The sequence below is a fragment of the Streptomyces sp. NPDC058632 genome, from assembly GCF_042717095.1.
Classification (GTDB): Bacteria; Actinomycetota; Actinomycetes; order Streptomycetales; family Streptomycetaceae; genus Streptomyces.
Window position 1 is genome coordinate 1 of sequence record NZ_JBHXQZ010000112.1, and the last position, 24,456, is coordinate 24,456.

A 24,456-nucleotide genomic window follows, 5' to 3' on the forward strand; every position below is an offset into this window, starting at 1 on the left:
ACCACCCGCACCGGCATGCACCAGCACCGACTCCCCCGCCCGCAGACCCGCCAGATCACGGAAGGCGTACAGGGCGGTCAGGAACACCAACGGCATCGACGCCGCCCGCTCGTCCGCCCACCCGTCGGGGACGTGGACCAGGAACCGCTCGTCGATCAGCACATCGGTGCCCAGACCGCCCGGCACCATGCCCATCACCCGGTCGCCGGGGGCGAGGACGGTGACCTCGGGGCCGGTGGCGGTGACGACACCGACCGCCTCCGCGCCGAGGAGTCCGGCCTCGCCGGGATACATGCCGAGCGCGTTCATCACGTCGCGGAAGTTCAGTCCGGCCGCCCGCACCTCGAGGCGCACCTGCCGGCCCTCCGGCGCCTGAAGCACCTCCGGGCAGGGGACAAGGGTGAGAGCATCGAGGGTGCCGCGGTCGTCGCTGTCGAGCCGCCAGGGCAGTCCGGCGACCGGGAGCAGGCTCTCGCCGCTGGTCAGCCGGGCCAGCCGGGCGACGCGTACGGTGTCGTCGCGGACGACGAACTGGGTGTCGCCCCCGGCGAGCAGGCCCGGCAGCCGTCCGACGACCGTGTCGGCGCGGGCGTCAAAAGAGGCGTCGGAACCCAGGTCGAGGAGGGCGAAGCGGCCCGGGTTCTCGGCCTCGGCGCTGCGGACCAGGCCCCAGGCGGCGGCCGCGGCGAGGTCACGTACCGGCTCGCCGGTGTCGGCGGCGACGGCGCCGCGCGTGACGAACACCAGCCGGGACGGTCCGGACGGGTTCAGCTCCAGCCACTGGCGCACCAGGTCGAGGGTGCGGGCGGTGAGGGTGTGGACGGCGGCGGGCAGTTCGCCGCTTCCGCCGTCCAGCGGCGCGAGGACGAGTTCGGGCAGCGGGGAGGCGGCCAGGCAGTCGGCGAGGGTGTCGACGGCGGTGCCCGGCAGTCCCGTGCCGGTCCCGAGGACGGCGCAGTGGACGTCCGTGTCGGTGCCGGCGTCGGTGGCGGGGGTCCACTGGAGCCGGAGCAGGCCGTCCTGTTCACTGCTGCGCAGCGCCGGGGCCTGGATGGCGGAGGGGACGCGCAGGATCAGCGACTCGGCGGAGAGGACGGGCGCGCCCTCGACGTCGACCGCGGCGATGGAGACGGAGTCCTCGCCGGTGCGGGCGACCCGGACGCGGACGACGGAGGCGCCGCCCGCGTGCAGGGACACCCCGGACCAGGAGAACGGCAGCAGCTTCTTGCCGTCGCCGAGGCCCACGAAGCCGACGGACTGCACGGCCGCGTCCAGCAGCGCCGGGTGCATGCCGTAGTACTCGGCGTCGTCGACCTGGCTCGGCAGGGCGACCTCAACGAACGCCTCGTCGCCGCGCCGCCAGACGGCGCGCAGCCCCTGGAAGACGGGTCCGTACTCGGTGCGCTCGTAGAAGCCCTCCAGGTCGGCAGCGACGGCGCCCCGCGGGGGCCAGACGCTCGCGTCGAAGCCGGTGACGCGCTCGCCGGCGGTGAGGACGCCGTTGGCGTGCTCGGTCCAGCGCTGCTCCGGGTCGTCCATGGTCTGCGAGTACACGGTGACCTTGCGGGCGCCGGTCTCGTCCGGGGCGCCGACCCACACCTGCACGACGGCGGCGGAGTTCTCGCTGAGGATGAGGGGCTTGGCGAGGGTGAGTTCGTCGACGCGGTCGCAGCCGACCTGGTCGCCGGCGCGGACGGCCAGTTCGAGGAAGCCGGTGGCGGGGAAGGCCACCATGCCGCCCACCGTGTGGTCCATCAGCCAGGGGTGGGTCTGTGCGGAGAGCCGCCCGGTGAAGAGGACCCCGTCGAGACCGGCCAGGGAGACCGCGGCGCCGAGCAGCGGGTGCTCGGCGGAGACCAGGCCGGCGGCCGTCACGTCGCCGGCGGCGGCCATCAGGACGGGCCAGTACCGTTCGTGCTGCCACGGGTAGGTGGGCAGGTCGACGCGGCGCGCACCGGTCCCGTCGAAGCAGCGCGCCCAGTCGACGCGGACGCCGGTGACGTGGAGCCGGGCCAGTGCGGTGAGCAGGGCCCGTTCCTCGGCGCGGTCCTTGCGCAGCGCCGCCGCGGAGACCGTGTCGGCGGCGCCGTCCAGCACCCGCGCGGCCATACCGGTCAGGACCCCGTCCGGCCCCAGCTCCAGGAAGGCGTTCGCGCCGGCGTCGGCCAGGGCGCGCACGCCGTCGGCGAAGCGCACCGTCTCCCGTACGTGGCGCACCCAGTAGTCCGGCGAGCACAGCAGGTCCGGGTCCGCGATCCCGCCGGTCACGTTGGAGACCACGGGAATCACCGGCTCGGCGTACGTCAGACCCTCCGCGACACGGCGGAACTCCGCCAGCATCGGCTCCATCAACGGCGAGTGGAAGGCGTGACTCACCGACAGACGCTGCGTCTTGCGGCCCTGGGTCGCGAACTCGTTGGCGAGCGCGAGGACTTCGGACTCGGCACCGGCGACGACCACGGCGTCCGGGCCGTTGACCGCGGCCACCGACACGCCGCCGGTCAGCTTGGGGGTGATCTCCTCCTCGGTGGCCTGTACGGCCATCATGGCGCCGCCGGCCGGGAGGCCCTGCATCAGCCGGGCGCGGGCGGCGACCAGCGTGCAGGCGTCGTCCAGGGACAGGACGCCCGCCACGTGCGCGGCGGCGATCTCGCCGACCGAGTGGCCTCCCACGAACTCCGGTGTCACGCCCCACGATTCGACGAGCCGGAAGAGCGCCACCTCGACGGCGAACAGCGCGGGCTGCGTATAGCCGGTGGTGTCGAGGAGTTCCGCCTCGGGGGTGCGGCGTTCGGCGAAGACGATGTCCCGCAGCGGGCGGTCCGGTTCGCCGTCGAGCCGGTGCAGTACGGCGTCGAGGGCTTCGGCGAACACCGGGAAGCGGGCATACAGTTCGCGTCCCATGCCGGGCCGCTGGGAGCCCTGGCCGGAGAACAGTACGGCCAGGGACCGCTCGGTGGCCCGGCCGCGGGCGACCTCGGCGGGGACGCCGTCGGCGCCGGTGAGCAGCATCGCCCGGTGTTCGAACACGGAGCGGCCCGACGCGAGGGAGTGGCCGATGTCGAGCGCGGTGGCGTCGGTCGGTGCCGTGATCTGGGTCAGCCGGTCCCGCAGGGCGTCCTCGGTCTTGGCGGAGACCGGCCACGGCACGACCGCCGGGGTGAGGGACGGCGCGGCGGGCTCTTCGGGGGCGGGGGCGGGCTCGGCCTGTTCCAGGAGGACGTGTGCGTTGGTGCCGCTGATGCCGAAGGACGACACGCCGGCCCGGCGGGGACGGCCGGTCTCCGGCCAGGGGGTGCGCTCGCCCAGGAGCCGGACGGCGCCCGCGTTCCAGTCGACGTGCCGCGACGGCCGGTCCGCGTGCAGGGTGGGCGGCAGGACACCGTGGCGCATCGCCATGACCATCTTGATGACGCCCGCGACACCGGCGGCGGCCTGCGCGTGCCCGATGTTCGACTTGACGGAACCGAGCAGCAGGGGCCGCTCGGGGTCGCGGCCCTGGCCGTAGGTGGCGAGGAGGGCCTGCGCCTCGATGGGGTCGCCGAGGGGGGTGCCGGTGCCGTGCGCCTCCACGGCGTCGATGTCGGCGGTGGTCAGGCCGGCGGTGTGCAGGGCGCGCTGGATGACGCGCTGCTGGGAGGGGCCGTTGGGCGCGGTGAAGCCGTTGGAGGCGCCGTCCTGGTTGACGGCGGAACCGCGCAGCACGGCGAGGACGGGGTGCCCGTTGCGGCGGGCGTCGGAGAGGCGTTCCAGCAGGAGCATGCCGACTCCCTCGGACCAGCCGGTGCCGTCGGCGTCGTCGGCGAACGCCTTGCAGCGGCCGTCGCCGGCCAGGCCGCCCTGACGGCTGAACTCCATCAGGGAGCCGGGCGCGGACATGACGTTGACGCCGCCGGCGAGGGCGAGGGTGCACTCCCCCGCGCGCAGGGCGTGGGCGGCGGCGTGCAGGGCGACCAGGGAGGAGGAGCAGGCGGTGTCGACGGTGACCGCCGGGCCCTCCAGGCCGAGGGTGTAGGACAGCCGGCCGGAGGTGGCGCTGGCGGCGATGCCGGTGCCGATGTCGCCGGTGGCGTCGGCCAGCGAACGGACCAGGAGGTAGGCGTAGTCCTGTCCGTTGGTGCCGACGAAGACGCCGGTGGCGCTGGAGCGCAGGCTCTGCGGATCGATGCCGGCCCGTTCCAGGGCCTCCCAGGACGTCTCCAGCAGCAGGCGCTGCTGTGGGTCCATGGAGACGGCCTCGCGGGGTGAGATCCCGAAGAAGGAGGCGTCGAAGTCGGCGACGCCGTCGAGGAATCCGCCCTGCTGGCTGACGGAGTGGCCGCGCGCGTCGACCCCGGCGTCACGCAGGGCGTCGAGGTCCCAGCCACGGTCGGTGGGAAAGCCCGAGATGGCGTCGGTGCCGGTTTCGACGAGCCGCCACAGGTCCTCGGGGGAGGTGACCCCTCCGGGGTAGCGGCAGCTCATCGCGACGACGGCGATGGGTTCCGCGGCGGCTGCCGCGAGTTCCCGGTTCTGCCGCCGCAGTCGCTCGGTCTCCTTGAGCGAGGCCCGGAGAGCTTCGACAACTTTTTCGCTGGGCGTGGTCATGGTCGCTCCGTCAGTCCCGCTGGTCGTCGAGGTTGCCGTTGAGTGCCGCCTGCACCAGGTCGTCGACCTCCATGGCGTCGATGGACGCGTCGGACACGTCCTCGGTGCCGGTGCCCTCCGCCTGCGCTCCGGCCGCTGCCGGGGTCCGCCCGGCGAGCTTCAGGAGCGGTTCCAGGACGCCGAGCTCGCGCAGCTGGGCGAGGGAGACCGAGGCGAGGACGGCGCGCAGCGCGTCCTCGTCGGTGGTCTCGTCGCCCGGCGTGTCGCCGGGCAGCAGCTCGCCGAGGACGTGCTCGGCGAGGGCGGCGGGGGTGGGGTGGTCGAAGACGAGGGTGGCGGACAGGGTGAGTCCGGTGGCGGCGCCCAGCTGGTTGCGCAGCTCGACGGCGCCGAGGGAGTCGAAGCCGAGGTCGCGGAAGGCCCGGTCGGGGCCGACCGGATCGGTTCCGGTGTGGCCGAGGACGTCGGCGGCGCGTTCCCGTACCAGGGTGAGCACGGTCTGCAGGCGCCGGTTGCCGGGCAGCCGGGCCAGCCGGTCGCGCAGTTCGGGCACGGCCCGCCCGGTGTCGCGTCCGGCGGTGTTCGCGGCGGCGGTGAGAGCGGCGTACGCGGGCATCTCCACGAGGAGGCTGCTGGGGCGCACGGTGGTGAAGGCCCGCACGAACCGCTCCGGGTCGACGTCGGCGACGACCGCGACGGGGTCGCTGTCGGTGACGGTCCGGCGCAGTGCCAGGACCGCCAGGTCCGGGTCGAGCGGCCGGATGCCGGTGCGCCGGGCGAGGGCGGCGGCGCGGTCGTCACCGGCCATGCCGTCACCGCCCCAGGCGCCGTAGGCGACGGAGGTGGCGGGCAGGCCGTCGGCCCGGCGGCGTTCGGCGAGGGCGTCGAGGACCGCGTTGGCCGCCGCGTAGTTGCCCTGGCCGGGGTTGCCGACCGCGGCGGACGCGGAGGAGAACAGGGCGAAGACGTCCAGGTCGTGGTCCCGGGTCAGCTCGTCCAGGAGGAGCGCGCCGGTGACCTTCGCGTGGAAGACCGCCTCGAACCGCTCGGGGGTCAGGCTGTCGAGCACACCGTCGTCGAGGACGCCCGCGGTGTGGACGACGCCGGTGAGGGGCGCGTGGCCGGGGATGTCCGCGAGGACGGCGGCCAGGGCGTCCCGGTCGGCGGTGTCGCAGGCGGTGAGGGTGACCTCGGCGCCGAGTTCGGCGAGTTCGGCGCGGAGCTTGCCGGCGCCGGGCGCGTCGGGGCCGCTGCGGCTGAGGAGGACCAGGTGGCGGGCTCCGGCGCCGGCGAGGCGGCGGGCGACGTGTGCGCCGAGGGCGCCGGTGCCGCCGGTGATCAGGACGGTGCCGGTGGGCTGCCAGTCGCGGGGGGTGCCGGGCCGGACGGCGGCGAGCCGGCGGCCGAAGACGGCGGCTGGCCGGACGGCGAGCTGGTCCTCGCCCTCGGGGTCGGCGAGGACGGCCGCCAGTCGCTCCGCGGACCGCTCGTCGAGGGTTTCGGGCAGGTCGACGGTGCCGCCCCAGCGGTGCGGGTACTCCAGGGCCGCCACCCGGCCCAGGCCGTGCACGGCGGCCTGGAGCGGTGCGGGCACGGTCTCGGCGGGCGAGACGGCGACGGCGCCGCGGGTGAGGCACCACAGCGGGGCGTCGACGCGGGCGTCTCCGAGCGCCTGGAGCAGCGCGGCGGTGAGGGTGGCGCCGCGGGGGGTGCCGGGAGCCTGCGGGTCGTGTCCCTCGGCGAGGGCGAGCAGCGACACCACCGCGGTGAACGGGACGTCGGCCGTGTGCTGTTCCCGCAGCCGGGCGGCGAGGTCCGTGCGGTCCGTGCCACCGGACACGTCCAGTCGGACGGTGCCGGGGCCCAGCAGGCACAGGACCTCGGCGGTCCACGGATCGTCGGCGTGTCCGGCGGGCACCACGGCGAGCCAGGTGCCGGCCGGGGTGCCGGCGGTGGCGCGGTTCAGGGGCCGCCAGGCGATGCGCTGGCGCCAGCCGTCCACGGTGGCCAGGTCGCCGCGCTTGCGGCGCCAGTCCTGCAGGGCGGGCAGGACACGGGAGAGGGATTCCCCGTCGACGCCCAGGTCACCGGCGAGGGTGTCGAAGTCCTCGCCCTGGACGGCGGACCAGAACGCGGCGTCCCCGTCGTCGGCGGCCGGTGCGGTGTTCGTGGTGGCGGGGGCGGCGTCGGGCCAGAACCGGCGGCGCCCGAAGGCGTACGTCGGCAGGTCGACGCGGTGGGCTCCGGTGCCGTCGAGCAGCGCGGCCCAGTCGAGGGGCTGGCCGGCGGCGTGCAGCCGGGCCACCGCGCCGATCAGGGACCGCCCCTCGTCGCGTCCGGTGCGCAGCGCCGGTACGGCGGCCGGGGCCTGGCGGTTGTCGTCGGCGAGGGAGTCGAAGGTGTCCTGGGCCAGGGAGCACAGCACGCCGTCGGGTCCGAGCTCCAGGTAGCGGGTGGCGCCGCGGGCGGCGAGGGTGCGTACGCCGTCGCCGAACCGGACTGCCCCGCGGACGTGTTCGACCCAGTACCCGGGGTCGCACACCTGCTCCGGTGCGGCCGCCTCCCCGGTGAGGTTCGACACCAGGGGCAGCTTCGGCGCGGTGTACGACACGCTCCGGGTGATCCGTCCGAAGTCCTGAAGCATGGCGTCCATGTGCAGGGAGTGAAACGCATGGCTCACCCGCAAACGCCTAGTCTTCCTGCCGAGTGCGGTGAACTCGTCGGCGAGGGCGGTGACGGCGTCCTCGTCGCCGGAGACCACGACCGCCTCGGGGCCGTTGACGGCGGCGAGGGAGATCCGGTCGCCGAGCCGGGCGGTCACCTCTTCCTCGCCCGCCCGTACGGCGATCATGGCGCCGCCGGCCGGAAGGGCCTGCATCAGGCGGGCCCGGGCGGCGACGACCGTGCAGGCGTCCTCCAGGGTGAACACCCCGGCGACGTGGGCGGCGGCGATCTCGCCGACGGAGTGCCCGGCCAGCAGGTCCGGGCGGACGCCCCAGGACTCGACGAGCCGGTACAGGGCGACGCCGAGGGCGAACAGCGCGGGCTGGGTGTAGCCGGTGGTGTCCAGCAAGGCGGCCTCGGGCGTGCCCTCCTCGGCGAACATCACCTCGCGCAGCGGCCGGTCCAGCTCCGGGTCGAGGCAGGCCGCCACGGCGTCCAGGGCCTCGGCGAACACCGGGTACCGCGCGTACAGTTCGCGACCGGTGCCGGCCCGCTGGGAGCCCTGGCCGGGGAAGAGGAACGCGGTCCTGCCCCCGGGGGCGGCGCGGCCCCGCAGGACGTTCGGGACGGTCCGGTCCTCGGCGAGCGCCGTGAGCGCGTCGAGCAGTTCGGTCCGGTCTGCGGCGACCAGGACGGCGCGGTGCTCGAATGCCGAGCGGGTCGTTCCGAGGGACAGGGCCAGGTCGGCGACGGACGCGGCGGTGTGCGGGGCCGCCGGGTCCGTGTCGGCGGTGAGCCGGGCGCGCAGACGGTCGGCCTGGTCGGCCAGGGCGTCCCGGGTGACGGCGGACAGGGCCACGGGCAGCGGTCCGGTGGTTCCCCGGGTCTCCCGGACGGGCGGGACGTGCGCGGTGTCGTCGGCATCGGTGCCGGTGTCGGCCGTGGGCTGTTCCAGGACGACGTGGGCGTTGGTGCCACTGGCACCGAAGGAGGACACACCCGCGCGGCGCGGACGCCCGGTCTCGGGCCAGGCGGTTTCCTCGGTCAGCAGCCGTACGGCGTCCGGGTCCCAGGCGACGTGCGAGGACGGCCGGTCGACGTGCAGGGTCTTCGGCAGGGTGCCGTGGCGCATCGCCAGGACCATCTTGATGACGCCGGCGACACCGGAGGCGGCCTGCGCGTGCCCGATGTTCGACTTGACGGAACCGAGCAGCAGGGGCCGTTCGGGGTCGCGGTCCTGGCCGTAGGTGGCGAGCAGGGCCTGCGCCTCGATGGGGTCGCCGAGCGCGGTACCGGTGCCGTGCGCCTCCACGGCGTCGACGTCGCGGGCCGTGAGGCCCGCAGCGGCCAGGGCCTTGCGGATGACCCGCTGCTGGGAGGGGCCGTTGGGCGCGGTGAGGCCGTTGGAGGCGCCGTCCTGGTTGACGGCGGAACCGCGCAGTACGGCGAGGACCTGGTGGCCGTTGCGTCGGGCGTCGGAGAGCCGCTCGACGACGAGCATGCCCACGCCCTCGGCCCAGGCGGTACCGTCGGCGGAGTCGGCGAAGGCCTTGCAGCGGCCGTCCGGGGACAGGGCGCCCATCTCGCCGAACTCGACGAAGCCGACCGGGGTCGACATCACGGTGACGCCTCCGGCGAGGGCGATGGAGCACTCGCCGTTGCGCAGGGCCTGCGTCGCGAGGTGCAGTGCGACCAGCGACGACGAGCAGGCCGTGTCGATGCTGACCGAGGGTCCCTCCAGGCCGAGGGTGTAGGACAGCCGGCCGGAGAGCAGGCTCGCCGACTGGGCGGTCTCGACGTGCCCGATCTGGCCGATGGCGGGGCGGTAGTCGCCGCTGCCGCCGCCGACGAAGACGCCGGTGTCACCGCCGCGCAGTCCGGCCGGGTCGATGCCGGCCCGTTCCAGGGCCTCCCATGCGGCCTCCAGCACGATGCGCTGCTGCGGGTCGATGACCAGGGCCTCGCGTGGGGAGATGCCGAAGAAGTCGGGGTCGAAGTCGGCGACGTCGTACAGGAATCCGCCGTTGCGGGTGACGCTGCGGCCCCGGCCGTCGCGGTCACCGTCGAGGAGCCGGTCCAGGTCCCAGCCGCGATCGGTGGGGAAGCCGCCGATGGCGTCGGTGCCTGAAGCGGTCAGCTGCCACAGGTCCTCGGGCGAACGCACGCCGCCGGGGTAGCGGCAGCTCATGCCGACGATGACGATCGGGTCGTCGGCCGTGGCCGTGTTCGTCCCGTGCCCGGCCGGGGTCGCCGGACCGGTGTCCTCGCCGAGGAGGCCGGTCAGCAGGTGCGTGGCGAGCGCGGCCGGCGTCGGGTAGTCGAAGACGAGGGTCGCGGGCAGGGTGAGCCCGGTGGCAGCGGCGAGCTGGTTGCGCAGGTCGACGGCGGTCAGCGAATCGAAGCCGAGGTCCTTGAAGGCCTGTTCGGCGGGTACGGCGTCGGCGCCGGAGTGGCCGAGGACCGAGGCGACCTCGGTACGGACGAGGTCCAGCGCGTACGGGAGCCGGTCCCGCTCGTCGAGCCGGCGCAGCCGGGTGCGGAGCGTGGCGGTGGTGCCCGCGTCCGCGCGGTCGCCGCCGGCCGCCTCGAGTGCGCGCCGCGCCTCGGGCAGCTCGGTGAACAGGCGGCCCGGCCGAGTGCGGGTGAAGGCGGGGGCGAAGCGGTCCCACACCACGTCGGCGACCGTCACCGAGGCCGGTGCCGACGGGTCGGCGGCGGCCTCGCCGACGACCGCGCCGAGCACGGTCAGGGCCCGGTGCGGATCCATGGCGGGCAGGCCGTTGGCGCGCAGGTGGGCAGCGAGTCCGTCGGGCCCGGCGCCGGCCCAGGCACCCCAGGAGACGGCCACCGCGTTGCCGCCGCGCGCCCTGCGTTCCTGGACGACGGCGTCCAGGTAGGCGCCCGCGGCGGCGCCCGCCCCCTGACCGCTGACGCCCCAGACCCCGGAGATGGAGCCGAACACGACGAAAGCGTCCAGGCCCCGGCCCCCGGTGGCCGTGCCCAGCGTGTCGAGGTCCCGGCGCACGGTGGTCAGGAGGGCGTCCGCGCCGGGCGCTTCGGCGCCGTCGGCGGGGACGCCGTCGTCACCGGTGTGGATCACGGCGGTGAGCGGACGGCCGTCGGGCAGGGCGTCCACCGCTGCGGTGAGGACGGAGGCGTCGGCCGGGTCGTGCACGACCACGGTCAATTCGGCTCCCCTCTCCGCGAGCTCGGCGCGCAGCGCGCCGAGCGCGTCGGTGTCGGGTTCGCTGCGACCGGCCAGCAGCACCCCGGTGGCGCCGTTCCCGGCCAGCCAGCGGGAGACATGACCGGCGAAGCCCTCAGGGCCGCCGGTGACCAGCACGGTGCCGCTGGGCCGCCACTGGGCGTCCGGCCGCTGTGCCGACGCCCGGACCAGACGCCGGGCGAAGGCACCGGAGGCGCGCAGCGCGACCTGGTCCTCGGCATCCGGGCCGGTCGCGGACAGGACGGCACGCAGGCGCTCGGCGGTGCGTGCGTCTGTCACGTGGTCGACGTCGACGAGGCCGCCCCACCGGTCGGGGTGTTCCAGTGCGGTGACCCGGCCGAGGCCCCACACCGCCGCCTGCACGGGGTCCGCCCCGGCGTCGGAGCGGCCCACGGAGACCGCGCCCCGGGTGACCGCCCACAGGCGGCCGGTGATTCCGGCTTCGTCCAGGGTGTCCAGCAGGGCGTCCGGCCACGCGGCGCCGGACGGCGGGTCACCGGGGTCACCGCTGTCCGCCACGCCGGCGAACGCGGCGGCGAACAGGGAGACCACACCGGTGCACTCCCTGCCGCCGGCGGCCTCGGTCAGGCGTCCGGCGAGACCGGTGTCGTCCGGAGCGCAGACCACGCGCACCACGTCGGTGCCCAGGGCACCGGCGACGGCCTCGGCCCACGGGTCGCCGTCCAGCCCGGCGGGGATCAGGACGAGCCAGGGACCTTCGAAGGCCGACGATCCGGTGACGGTGGCGGTCAGCGGACGCCAGCTCACCCGGTAGCGCCAGCCGTCCACCAGCGACCGCTCGGTGAGCGCACGGCGCCACGAGGACAGCGCGGGCAGCACGTCCGACAGGACCGTGTCGTCCAGGTCGAGCGTGGCGGACAGGGCCTCCAGGTCCTCCCGTTCCACGGCTGCCCAGAAGGCGGCGTCCACCGGGTCCTGCCCGGTGGACGCGCCGGGCGCGGCGGCCGGCTCGGGCCAGTAGTGCTCGCGCCGGAAGGCGTACGTGGGCAACTCGGTACGACGGGCGCCGGTCCCGTGGAACCAGACGTCCCAGTCGATGTCCACGCCGGCGACGTGGAGCCGGGCCAGCGCGGTGAGCAGCGCGGTCTCCTCGGCACGGTCCCTGCGCAGCGCCGGCACGGACACGACGCCTTCGGTCCCGTCCAGCGCCCGCGCGGCCATACCGGTCAGGACGCCGTCCGGGCCCAGCTCCAGGAACGCGTTCACACCCGCGTCGGCCAGCGCGCGCACACCGTCGGCGAAGCGCACGGTGCCGCGCACGTGGCGCACCCAGTAGTCGGCGGAGCACAGCAGGTCCGGGTCGGCGACCTCCCCGGTCACGTTGGAGATCACGGGAATCACCGGCTCGGCGTACGTCAGCCCCTCCGCGACACGGCGGAACTCCGCCAGCATCGGCTCCATCAACGGCGAGTGGAAGGCGTGGCTCACCGACAGACGCTGCGTCTTACGGCCCTTCGCCGCGAACTCCTCCGCCAGGGCGACCGCTTCGGCCTCGACGCCGGACACGACGACGGACTCGGGACCGTTGACCGCCGCCAGGGCGATCCCGTCCGTGAGGCGCGGGGTGATCTCCTCCTCGGTGGCCTGCACGGCCACCATCGCGCCACCGGCCGGGAGGTCCTGCATCAACCGGGCACGCGCGGCGACCAGCGTGCAGGCGTCGTCCAGGGACAGGACACCGGCGACGTGCGCGGCGGTGATCTCACCCACGGAGTGACCGGCCACGAACTCCGGTCGCACTCCCCACGACTCGACGAGCCGGTACAGCGCGACCTCGACCGCGAACAGCGCGGGCTGCGCGTACCCGGTCGTATCCAGCAGGGCCGCCTCCGGCGTGCCCTCCCCCGCGAACAGCACCTCACGCAGCGGACGCTCCAACTCCGCGTCCAGCCGAGCCAGTACACCATCCAACGTCTCGGCGAACACCGGGAACCGGGCATACAGCTCACGCCCCGTCCCCGCCCGCTGCGAACCCTGACCCGAGAACAGCACCGCAAGCGAACGCTCCGCCGCGCGACCGCGCGCCACCTCGACCGGCTGTTCGCCCTCCACGCCCGCGCCCGCGAGCAGCACCGCCCGGTGCTCGAACGCGGTACGGCCGACGGCCAGGGTGTAGGCAGTGTCGAGGGCCGTCGTCTCCGGGTGGGCGGCCGTGAACGAGGTGAGCCGCCCGGTCTGGTCCGTGAGGGCCTCGGAGGTGCGGGCGGACACGAGCCAGGGCACTTCGGCGGGCGCCACGGGTGCCGTGTCGCCGGTGTCGCCGCTCCTGCCCGGCCCGGTCTCGGCCGGGGCCTGTTCCAGGAGGACGTGGGCGTTGGTGCCGCTGACGCCGAAGGCGGAGACACCGGCGCGGCGGGGCCGGCCGGTCTCCGGCCAGGCGCGGCGTTCGCGGAGCAGGGCGACCGTGCCGTCGGACCAGTCGACGTGGGTCGACGGGGTGTCGACGTGCAGTGTCCTGGGCAGTTCGCCGTGGCGCAGGGCGAGCACGGTCTTGATGACGCCGGCGGCGCCTGCGGCGGCCTGGGTGTGGCCCAGGTTCGACTTGACCGTGCCGAGCAGCAGCGGGTGCTCCGGGTCGCGCTCGGTGCCGTAGGCGGCGATGAGGGCGTGGGCCTCGATCGGGTCGCCGAGGGTGGTGCCGGTGCCGTGCGCCTCCACCATGTCCACGTCGGCCGGGGTGAGGCGGGCGTCGGCGAGGGCGGCGCGGATGACGCGCTGCTGGGCGCGGCCGTTGGGTGCGGTCAGGCCGTTGGAGGCACCGTCCTGGTTGACGGCCGCGCCGCGGACCACGGCGAGCACGGGGTGCCCGTTGCGGCGGGCGTCGGAGAGGCGTTCCAGGACGAGGACGCCGGCGCCCTCGGACCAGGCGGTGCCGTCGGCGGAGTCGGCGAAGGCCTTGCAGCGGCCGTCCCCGGCGAGACCGCCCTGGGCGGTGAACTCGACGAAGGCGTCGGGGCTGGACATCACCGAGACGCCGCCGGCGAGGACCAGGGAGCACTCGCCGGTGCGCAGCGCCGCGGCGGCCATGTGCAGGGCGACGAGCGCCGAGGAGCAGGCGGTGTCGACGGTGACGGCGGGGCCCTCCAGGCCGAGGGTGTAGGACAGCCGGCCGGACATGACGCTGGCGGTGGTGCCGGTGGCGGCGTGGCCCTGCACGTCGGTGGTGCCGCGGCGGAGCATGGTGGCGTAGTCCTGGCCGTTGGTGCCGACGAAGACGCCGGTGGCGCTGGAGCGCAGGCCCGCCGGGTCGATGCCGGCGCGCTCCAGGGCCTCCCAGGAGGTCTCGAGGAGCAGCCTCTGCTGGGGGTCCATGGCGAGGGCCTCGCGCGGAGAGATGCCGAAGAAGCCGGCGTCGAAGAGTCCGGCGCCGTCGAGGAAACCGCCCTCCAGGGTGGCCGAGCCGCCGCGGGCGAGGGCGTCGAGGTCCCAGCCGCGGTCGGTGGGGAAGCCGGTGACCGCGTCCCGGCCGTCGTACAGCAGGTCCCACAGGTCGTCGGGTGAGTCGACGCCGCCGGGGAAGCGGCAGCCCATGCCGACGATGACGACGGGGTCGTCGTCCGCCGGGCGGCCGGTGGTGTCCGCGGCGGCGCGGCCGTCGGCCGGCTCGGGCAGGGTGCCCAGCAGTTCGGTGAGGAGGTGGGCGGCCAGGTCGCGGGTGGTGGGGTGGTCGTAGACGAGGGTGGCGGGCAGCTTCAGGCCGGTGGTGGCGTTGAGGGTGTTGCGCAGTTCGACGGTGGTCAGCGAGTCGAAGCCGAGGTCGGTGAAGGCCTGGTCGGGTTCGACGGCGGCCGGGTCGGGGTGGCCGAGGACGCCGGCGACCTGGGCGCGCACGAAGTCCAGTGCGTACCGTTCGCGGGCGGGTCCGGTGAGGGCGGCGATCTGCCGGCCGAGTACCGGTCCGGTGGTGCCCGCGGTCGCGGAGGCGGCGGTGGTGCGCAGTTCGGGCAGGTCGCGGACGAGGGGGCGGTTGACGGGGAAGACCGTCGCGTACCTCTCCCAGTCGATGTCGGCGACGGTGAGCGCGGTGTCGCCGTGGGCGACGGCGGTGTCGAGGGCGGTGAGCGCGTCCTCGGTGCTCATCGGGGTGAAGCCGCCGCGGCGGACCCGCTCCTCCACTCCGGTGCCGTCGCCGGCCATACCGGTGCCGGCCCAGGGGCCCCAGGCGACGGAGGTGGCCGGCAGGCCGAGGGCGCGGCGGTGTTCGGCGAGGGCGTCCAGGTAGGCGTTGGCGGCGGCGTAGTTGCCCTGGCCGACGGCGCCGAGGCTGCCGGCGGTGGAGGAGAACAGCACGAAGTCGGTGAGGTCCGTGTCGCGGGTCAGTTCGTGCAGGTGGGCGGCGGAGTGGGCCTTGGCCCGCAGGACGGTGTCGAACTGTTCGGGCGTGAGCGTGTCGAGGACGCCGTCGTCGAGCACGCCGGCGGTGTGGATCACCGCGGTGAGCGGGTGTTCGGCGGGTACGGCCGCGAGGACGGCGGCGAGGGCGTCCCGGTCGGCGGTGTCGCAGGCGGTGATCGTCACCTCGGCGCCGAGGCCGCGCAGTTCGGCCGCGAGGCCGGCGGCGCCGGGGGCCTCGGTGCCGCGTCGGCTGACCAGCAGCAGGTGCGGGGTGCCGCGTTCGGCGAGGCGACGGGCGACGTGTGCGCCGAGCGCGCCGGTGCCGCCGGTGATCAGGGCCGTGCCCTGGGGGACGAACCGCCGGGGGGCGGGCCCGTCGGGCGCGGGGTGGCGGGTGAGGCGGCGGACGTAGGTGGCGGAGGCGCGGACGGCGAGGTCGGTTTCGTCGCCGGGTCCGGCCAGGAGATGGGCCAGGCGTCGTACGGCCCGGGTGTCCAGGTCTTCGGGCAGGTCGACGAGGCCGAAGCGGCGTTCGGGGTGTTCCAGGGAGGCGACCCGGCCGAGGCCCCGTACGGTGGCCTGCCCGGGGTGGGCGAGGTGGTCGGCGCGGCCGGTGGAGACGGCCCGGCGGGTGAGGAGCCACAGCGGGGCGTGGATCCCCGCGTCCCCGAGGGCCTGCACGGCGGTGGCCGTGGGCAGCAGGACGCTGAGACCCGCGGGGGCACCGGCGTCGGAGTCGTCGGTGGTGAGGGCCAGCAGGGACAGCACGCCGGTGAAGCCGCCGTCCGGACACGGGAGTTCCCGCAGGATGCCGGCGAGTGCCGTCCTGTCCCGGCCGTCGGTGGTCACCCGTACGGCGTGCAGGCCGAGGTGGTCCGGCAGTTCGGTCGCATCGGTGTCGGGGCCGGTGGCCGGGAGCAGGACGAGCCAGGTGCCGGTGGGGCGCGCGGTGGGGGCGCCGTCCAGCGGCTTCCACACGGCGCGGTGGCGGCGGGCGTCGGCGGCAGCCCGTTCGGTGCGGCGGCGCCGCCACCCGGACAGGGCGGGGACGAGGGCGGCGAGGGTGTCGTCGTCGAGGCCGAGGTCGGCGCCGAGGGCGGGCAGGTCGGCGCGCTCGACGGCGGACCAGAACGCGGCGTCCGCGCCGTCGGCCGGGCCGGGCGTGGTGTGCGTGGTGGGCCCGTGGGTGGTGTCGGGCCAGTAGCGGCTGTGCTGGAAGGCGTAGGTGGGCAGGTCGACGCGGCGGGCGCCGGTGCCGTGCAGGACGCCGGACCAGCTCACACGGGTGCCGTGGACGTGGACGCGGGCCAGGGCTGCGGTGAGGGCGGAGACCTCGTCGCGGTCGCGGCGCAGCACGGGCACCGCGGTCGTCCCGGTGCGGGCCGGCCTGTCCGGGGCCTCGGCGGAGTCGAGGGTGTCGAGGGTCTCGCGGGCGGCGGCGGACAGGGTCCCGTCGGGGCCGAGTTCCAGGAAGGAGGTGTGGCCCTGCCGGGCGAGGGTGCGCACCGCGTCGGCGAAGCGGACGGTGGCACGGACCTGCTGGACCCAGTGGTCGGGGGTGCGCAGGGCGTCGGTGGAGGCGGGCTCGCCGGTGACGGTGGACACCAGCGGGATGGACGGCAGGTGGTAGGTGAGGCCGCGGGCGACGCGGGCGAAGTCGTCGAGCATGGCGTCCATGCGCGGCGAGTGGAAGGCGTGGCTGACCCGCAGGGCTCGGGTCCTGCGGCCGTCATCGGCGAGCCGGGCGGCGATCCGGGTGACGGCGTCCTCGTCGCCGGACAGGACCACGGAGCGGGGGCCGTTGACGGCGGCCAGGGAGACCTGGTCCTCCAGGCCGTCCAGCAACGGCAGCACCTCGTCCTCGGTGGCCTGCACGGCGACCATGGCGCCGCCGGCCGGCAGGGCGGCCATCAGGCGGCCCCGGGCGGCGACGAGGGTGCAGGCGTCGTCCAGGGAGAGGACGCCCGCGACGTGGGCGGCGGCGAGTTCACCGATGGAGTGGCCCGCGACGCTGTCCGGGACGGTGCCCCAGGACTCGACGAGCCGGTACAGCGCCACTTCGAGGGCGAACAGGGCGGGCTGGGTGTGGGCGGTGTCGTGCAGGAGGGCGGCACTGTCGGTGCCCTCGTCGGCGAACAGCACGTCCCTGAGCGGGTGTTCGAGATGCTGGTCGAAGCGGGCGAGGACGGCGTCCAGGGCGTCCGCGAAGACCGGGTACCGACCGTACAGTTCGCGGCCCATGGCGGCGCGCTGGCTGCCCTGGCCGGTGAACAGGAAGGCGAGGCGGCCCCGGGAGGGGGCACCGGTCACGAGCGCGCCGTCGGGTGTGCCGTCGCGCAGGGCGGTCAGGGCGCGCAGGACTCCGTCGCGGTCACCGGCGAGGACGGCGGCCCGGTGCTCCAGGGAGCCGCGGGTGGTGGCCAGGGAGTGGGCCACGTCGAGCAGCGGCAGCTCCGGGTGGGCCTCGGTGTGGTCGAGGAGGCGGGCGGCCTGGGCGCGCAGGGCGGGGGCGGTGCGGGCGGACAGGACCAGGGGCACGCCGGCCGGCAGGACGCCGGGGCCCCCGGAGGGCGCGGGCTGCGGCTCGTCGGTGGTTCCGGGGGTGCCGGGGGTCTCGGAGGCCTCTTCGACGACGGTGTGGACGTTGGTGCCGCTGAGGCCGAAGGAGGAGACGGCGGCGCGGCGGGGCCGGCCGGTCTCGGGCCAGGGCACGGTGTCGGTGGCCAGGTCGATGGCACCGGAGTCCCAGTCGACGTGGCTGGACGGGGTGTCCACGTGCAGGGTGCGCGGGACGGTGCCGTGGCGCATCGCCATGACCATCTTCATGACGCCGGCGATGCCCGAGGCCATCTGCGTGTGGCCGATGTTGGACTTCACCGAGCCGAGCAGCAGCGGCCGTTCGGCGGGCCGGCCCTGGCCGTAGGTGGCCAGCAGCGCCTGTGCCTCGATGGGGTCGCCGAGCGCGGTGCCGGTGCCGTGTCCCTCGACCACGTCGACGTCGGCCGGGGTGAGGCCCGCGTTGGTGAGGGCCTGGCGGATCACCCGGGCCTGGGAGGGGCCGTTGGGCGCGGTCAGGCCGTTGGAGGCGCCGTCCTGGTTGACGGCGGAGCCGCGGATCACGGCGAGCACGGGGTGCCCGTTGCGGCGGGCGTCGGAGAGCCGTTCGACCAGGACGAGGCCGACGCCCTCGGCCAGGCTCATGCCGTCGGCGCCCTCGGCGTACGCCTTGCAGCGGCCGTCGGGGGCCATGGCGCGCTGGCGGCTGAAGCCCGTGAAGGCGCTGGGGGTGGCCATGACGCTGACACCGCCGGCGAGGGCGAGGGTGCTCTCGCCGTTGCGCAGCGACTGGCAGGCCAGGTGCAGCGCGACCAGCGAGGAGGAGCAGGCGGTGTCCAGGGTGACGGCGGGGCCCTCCAGGCCGAAGGTGTAGGCGAGGCGGCCGGACATCACGCTGGAGATGGTGCCGGTGATGAGGTGGCCCTCGGCACCTTCGGAGGCGGCGCCGCCCGCGGTGTAGTCCTGGTAGCTGGCGCCGATGAAGGTGCCTGTGAGGCTGCCGCGGAGGGTGGCGGGGTCGATGCCGGCGCGTTCCAGGACCTCCCAGCCGGTCTCCAGCAGGAGCCGCTGCTGCGGGTCCATGGCGAGGGCCTCGCGCGGGGAGATCCCGAAGAAGGCGGCGTCGAAGTCGGCGACGTCGTGGAGGAATCCGCCCTGGGTGGAGTAGGTGGTGCCGGGGCGGTCGGGGTCGGGGTCGTAGAGGGATTCGGCGTCCCAGCCGCGGTCGGCGGGGAAGCCGGTGATGGCGTCGCCGCCGGCCGCGACGAGGTCCCACAGGGCCTCGGGAGAGGTGACGCCGCCGGGGTAGCGGCAGCTCATGGCGACGACGGCGATGGGCTCGTCGTCGACGGCGGCGGTGGCGCGCACCGGTCCGTTGTCCTCGGTGCCGGGGCCGCCGACGAGGCCGCGCAGGTGGGCGACGAGGGTGAGCGGGTCCGGGTAGTCGAACACGAGGGTGCTGGGGAGGGTGAGGCCGGTGACGGCGGCGAGCCGGTTGCGCAGGTCGACGGCGGTGAGCGAGTCGAAGCCGACGTCGCGGAAGGCGCGGCGCTCGGACAGTACGTCCGGGGAGGCGTGGCCGAGGACGGTGGCGGCCTCGGAGCGGACCAGGTCGAGCAGGAGGCGGTCCTGTTCGCCGGCGGGCAGTGTGCGCAGCCGGCCGGCGAACTCGCCGCCGTCGGCGGTGCGGGCGGCCGCCTCCTCGGTCAGCCGCCGTACGCCGGGGACGTCCTCGAACAGGTCGGTGGGCCGTGAGGAGGTGAACACCGGGTGGTAGCGGTCCCAGTCGACGTCGGCGACGGCGAGGACGCCCTCGTCCGCGTCGAGGGCCTGCCGCAGCCCGGCAAGGGCCAGTTTCGGGTCCATGAAGACCAGTCCGCTGCGGCGGATCTGGCCCGGGTCGACGCGGCCGAGCTTCATGTCGTCGGCCCAGATGCCCCACGAGACGGAGGTGGCGCGGGCGCCGCGGGCGCGGCGGTGCTCGGCGAGCGCGTTGAGGTGGGCGTTGGCGGCGACGTAGGCGGCGTGCCGGCCGCTGCCCCACAGGCCGGCGGTGGAGGAGTACAGGACGAAGGCGTCGAGCCGGTCGTCGTCGAGGAGTTCGTCGAGGTGGGCGGCGCCCGCGGTCTTGGCGTGCACGACCTTGGCGAAGGCGTCGAGACTGGTCTCGTCGATCGACTGGAGTTCGATGACGGCGGCGGTGTGGAAGACGCTGCGGACGGTGCGGCCCTCGGCTGCGAGCCGGTCCAGGAGCGCGGCGACGGCGTCGCGGTCGGTGACGTCGCAGGCGGCGACGGTGGCGGTGCAGCCGCGTTCGGCGAGTTCGGCGACGAGTTCGGCCGCTCCGGGTGCGCTGTCGCCGCGTCGGCTGGTGAGCACCAGGTCGCGGGCGCCCTGGTCGGCGAGCCAGCGGGCCAGGTGGGGGCCGAGGGTGCCGGTGCCGCCGGTGACCAGGACGGTGCCGCGCGGGGTCCAGCCGGTGCCGCCGGCCGGGGCGGGTGCCGGGGCGACGCGGCGGGCCAGTACGCCGGAGGCGCGGACGGCGAGCTGGTCCTCGCCGGTGGTGCCGGTGAGGACGGCGGCGAGCCGTTGTGCCGCGCGGTGGTCGAGGGTCTCGGGCAGGTCGACCGTGCCGCCCCAGCGCTGCGGGTGTTCCAGGGCGGCGGTCCAGCCGAGGCCGTGCACCATGGCCTGCGCGGGCCGGGTGAGCCGGTCGGCGCGGCCGGTGGAGACGGCGCCCCGGGTCAGCGCCCACAGGGGCGCGTCGATTCCGGCGTCGCCCAGGGCCTGCACCAGGGTGACGCTGAGCGCGAGCCCGGCGGGCAGGACGGGGTGGAGGGTGCCGGTTTCCTCGGCGGCGGCCAGCAGCGACACCACGCCGGTGACTTCGGGCAGGTCGCGCAGACGGGCGGCGAGGTGCCCGCGGTCGGTGTCGGCGGCGTCGAGGTGCAGCGGCACCGTCTCGGCACCGTGCGCGGTGAGCGCCTCCCGTACGGCGGTGGCGTGTGCCGGGTCGGCGCCGTCGGCGGTGACCAGCAGCCAGGTGCCGGTGAGGGCGGTGTCGGGCAGGGCACCGAGCGGCTTCCAGGTGGCGCGGTAGCGCCAGGAGCCGACGGTGGATCGGTCGCGGCGCTGCCGCCGCCAGGTGGACAGGGCGGGCAGCACGGGGGCGAGGGAGTCGCGGTGCAGGTGGAGCCGGGAGGCGAGGGAGTCGACGTCCTCCTGCTCGACCTCGGTCCAGAACTCGGCGTCGGCGGGGTCGCCGTCGCCCGCGGTCCGCGGGGGCGCGGTCTCGGTCCACAGGTGTTCGCGCTGGAAGGCGTAGGTGGGCAGGGGTGTCCTGCGGGCGCCGGTCGTGGCGTAGACGGCGGTCCAGTCGGCGCGGCCGCCGCGGACCCATTGTTCGGCGAGGGAGGTCAGGAAGCGGCCGGTGCCGCCCTGTTCGCGGCGGAGGGTGCCGGTGACGGCGACCGGGTCACCGGTGTCCTCGGCGGTGGCCTGCACCGCCATGGTGAGCACGGGATGCGGGCTGATCTCGACGAACACCGTGTGTCCGGCGCCGAGGAGGGCGCGTACGGCGTCCTCGAAGCGGACGGTCTGCCGCAGGTTGCGGTACCAGTAGGCGGCGTCGGTGCCGGTGGTGTCGAGGGTCTCGCCGGTGACGGTGGAGAGGAACGGCACTCGTGCCCGGCGGGGCGTCACGGGGGCGAGGAGGTCGAGGAGGTCGTCGCGGATGCGCTCGACCTGCGGGGAGTGGGAGGCGTAGTCCACGGCGACGCGGCGGGCGCGTACGTCGTGGGAAGTGAACTCGGCGTGCAGCGCGTCGAGCGCGTCGGGTGTGCCGGCGAGGACCACGGAGCGGGGTCCGTTGACGGCGGCGACGGACACGGCGCCGCCGTGGGCGGCCAGGTACTCCTCGGCCTCGGCGGCGGGCAGCTGTACGGACATCATGCCGCCGGCGCCGGCCAGGACGCGGCCGATGGCCCTGCTGCGCAGGGCGACGACGCGGGCGCCGTCCTCCAGGGACAGGGCGCCGGAGACGACGGCGGCGGCGATCTCGCCCTGGGAGTGGCCGACGACGGCGTCCGGGGTGACGCCGTGGGCGCGCCACAGCTCGGCCAGGGACACCATCACGGCCCAGGTGGCGGGCTGGACGACGTCGACGCGGTCGAAGCCGGGCGCGCCGTCGGCGCCGCGGATGACGTCGACCAGGGACCAGTCGGTGAACGGTGCGAGCGCGGCGGCGCACTCGTGCAGCCGTTCAGCGAACACCGGTGAGGTCTCGAGGAGTTCGGCGCCCATGCCGGCCCACTGGGAGCCCTGTCCGGGGAAGACGAAGACGGTGCGGCCGTCGGTGTCGGCGGTGCCGTGGACGACCTGGGCGGTGGATTCGCCCTCGCCGAACGCGGTCAGAGCGGCGGCGAGTTCACCGGTGCCGGTGCCGAGGGCGACGGCGCGGTGCTCCAGCACGGAGCGGGCGGTGATCAGGGTGTGGCCGACGTCGGCCGGGTGCGGTTCGGCGGCGGTGACGTGCGCGGCGAGGTTGCGGGCCTGGCCGCGCAGCGCGGCGGGGGCGGCGGCGGACAGGATCCAGGGCAGGGCGCCGCCGGCCGGGAGCGTGGGCTCTGTGGCCTCGGCGGGCTCCGGGGCGGCGGGTGCCTGTTCCAGGACGGCGTGGGCGTTGGTGCCGCTGATGCCGAACGAGGAGACGGCGCAGCGCAGCGGGGCGTCGTCCTTGTGCCAGCCGGTGGTCTCGGTGACGAGGCGTACGCCGCCGGCCCAGTCGACGTGGGTGGACGGCCGGTCGGCGTGCAGGGTGCGCGGCAGGGTGCCGTGGCGCATCGCCATGACCATCTTGATGATGCCGGCGACGCCGGCGGCCGACTGGGTGTGACCGATGTTGGACTTCACCGAGCCGAGCAGCAGCGGCCGTTCGGGGTCGCGGTCCCGGCCGTAGGTGGCGAGCAGGGCCTGCGCCTCGATGGGGTCGCCGAGCGCGGTACCGGTGCCGTGCGCCTCGACCGCGTCGATGTCGTCGGCGGTGAGCCCGGCGGCGTTCAGGGCCTGGCGGATGACGCGGACCTGGGAGGGGCCGTTGGGCGCGGTCAGGCCGTTGGAGGCGCCGTCCTGGTTGATGGCGGAGCCGCGGACGACGGCGAGGACCTCGTGGCCGTTGCGCCGGGCGTCGGAGAGCCGCTCCAGGACGAGGACGCCGATGCCCTCGGCGAGGGTCATGCCGTCGGCGTCGTCGGAGAACGCCTTGCAGCGTCCGTCGCGGGCCAGCGCCCGCTGTCGGCTGAACGCGATGAACGACATCGGGTTGGTCATGACGGTGGCGCCGCCCGCGAGGGCGAGGCTGCTCTCGCCGTTGCGCAGCGACTGGCAGGCCAGGTGCAGCGCGACCAGCGAGGAGGAGCAGGCGGTGTCGACGGTGACCGCCGGGCCCTCCAGCCCGAAGGTGTAGGCGAGGCGGCCGGACAGGACGCTGGGGCTGGAGCCGGTGACGGCGTGTCCGGCGGAGCCGTCGTCCATGGAGACGCCGTAGTCCTGGTAGGTGGACCCGATGAAGGTGCCGGTGGGCGTGGAGTGCACCGTGTCGGGGTCGATCCCGGCGTGCTCGAAGGCCTCCCAGGTCGTTTCCAGCAGCAGCCGCTGCTGCGGGTCCATGGAGACGGCCTCGCGGGGCGAGATGCCGAAGAAGCCGGGGTCGAACTCGCCCGCGTCGTGCAGGAAGCCGCCGAGGGTGGAGTAGGTGGTGCCGGGCCTGTCGGGGTCCGGGTCGTAGAGGGCGTCGGCGTCCCAGCCGCGGTTGACGGGGAAGTCGGAGATGGTGTCGGTGCCGTCGGCGACGAGCCGCCAGAACGCGTCGGCGGAGCGGGCGCCGCCGGGGAAGCGGCAGCTCATGCCGATGATGGCGATGGGCTCGTCGGTGGTGCCCGGACCGGCGGTGGCGACGGATGCGCTGTCGCCGGTGCCGAGGAGTTCGTCCTGGAGGTGGCGGGCGAGGGCGGCCGGGTTGGGATGGTCGAAGACCAGGGTGGTGGGCAGGGCGAGCCCGGTGAGCGCGGCGAGGCGCTTGCGCAGTTCCACGGCGGTCAGCGAGTCGAATCCCGCGTCGCGGAAGGCGCGCTTGGCGGGGACGCCGTCGGCGGAGGTGTGGCCGAGGACGACGGCGGCCTCGGAGCGCACCAGGTCCAGGAGCAGCCGCTCCTGTTCGTCGCCGGTCAGTCCGCGCAGCCGGCCGGCCAGTTCGGAGACGGTGGCGGTGGTGTCCGCCGGGGCGGCGAGGGCGGCTCGCACGGTGTCGATCTCGTCGAACAGGCGGCTGGCGCGTACGGCGGTGAAGACCGGGTGGTACTGGCCCCAGTCGACGTCGGCGACGGTGACCGCGGTGTCCTTCTGGACGACGGCGCGGCGCAGTTCCGTCATGGCGGTGGCGGGGGGCAGCAGGCGCAGTCCGCTGCGTTCGAGGGTGTCGGAGACGGAGTGGTGCGCGTGCGCCATGCCGATCTCGGCCCACGGGCCCCAGGCGACGGCGGTGGCGGTCAGACCCCGGGCGCGCCGGTGTTCGGCGAGCGCGTCGAGGTAGGCGTTGGCGGCGGCGTAGGCGCTCTGGCCGGCGCTGCCCCACACTCCCGCGACGGACGAGTACAGCAGGAAGAAGTCGAGGTCGTGGCCGTCGAGCAGGGCGTCGAGGTGGGCGGCGCCCAGGGTCTTGGCGGCCATGGCGGCGGCTGTCTCGGTGAGCGGGGTGCCGGACAGGGTGGACGCCTGGCCGACGCCGGCGGCGTGCACCACACCGGTGAGCGGAGTGTCCTCGGGGATGTCGGCGAGGACGGCGGCGAGGGCGTCGCGGTCGGCGCTGTCGCAGGCGGCGAGGGTGACGCGGGCGCCCAGTTCTTCCAGTTCGGCGGCGAGTTCGGCGGCGCCCGGCGCGTCGGGGCCGCGTCGGCCGGTGAGGATCAGGTGGGTGGCGCCTGCGCGGGCCAGCCAGCGGGCGGTCTCGGCGCCGCGACCGCCGGTGCCGCCGGGGGGCAGGACGAGACGCGTATAAACAACTCACAGAC

At 75.3% G+C, this 24,456-nt stretch carries 1 protein-coding gene and 1 pseudogene; both read right to left on the reverse strand.

The features are described from left to right. Positions 1–4,587 (reverse strand): beta-ketoacyl synthase N-terminal-like domain-containing protein (locus tag ACFWVE_RS30655; RefSeq protein ID WP_384021019.1); only part of this gene is annotated, 4,587 nt, incomplete at its 3' end. A gap of 10 nt (positions 4,588–4,597) precedes the next feature. Continuing rightward, positions 4,598–24,430 (reverse strand): annotated as a pseudogene (locus ACFWVE_RS30660) (type I polyketide synthase); the annotation flags it as partial. Between the last annotated feature and the right edge of the window lie 26 nt (positions 24,431–24,456).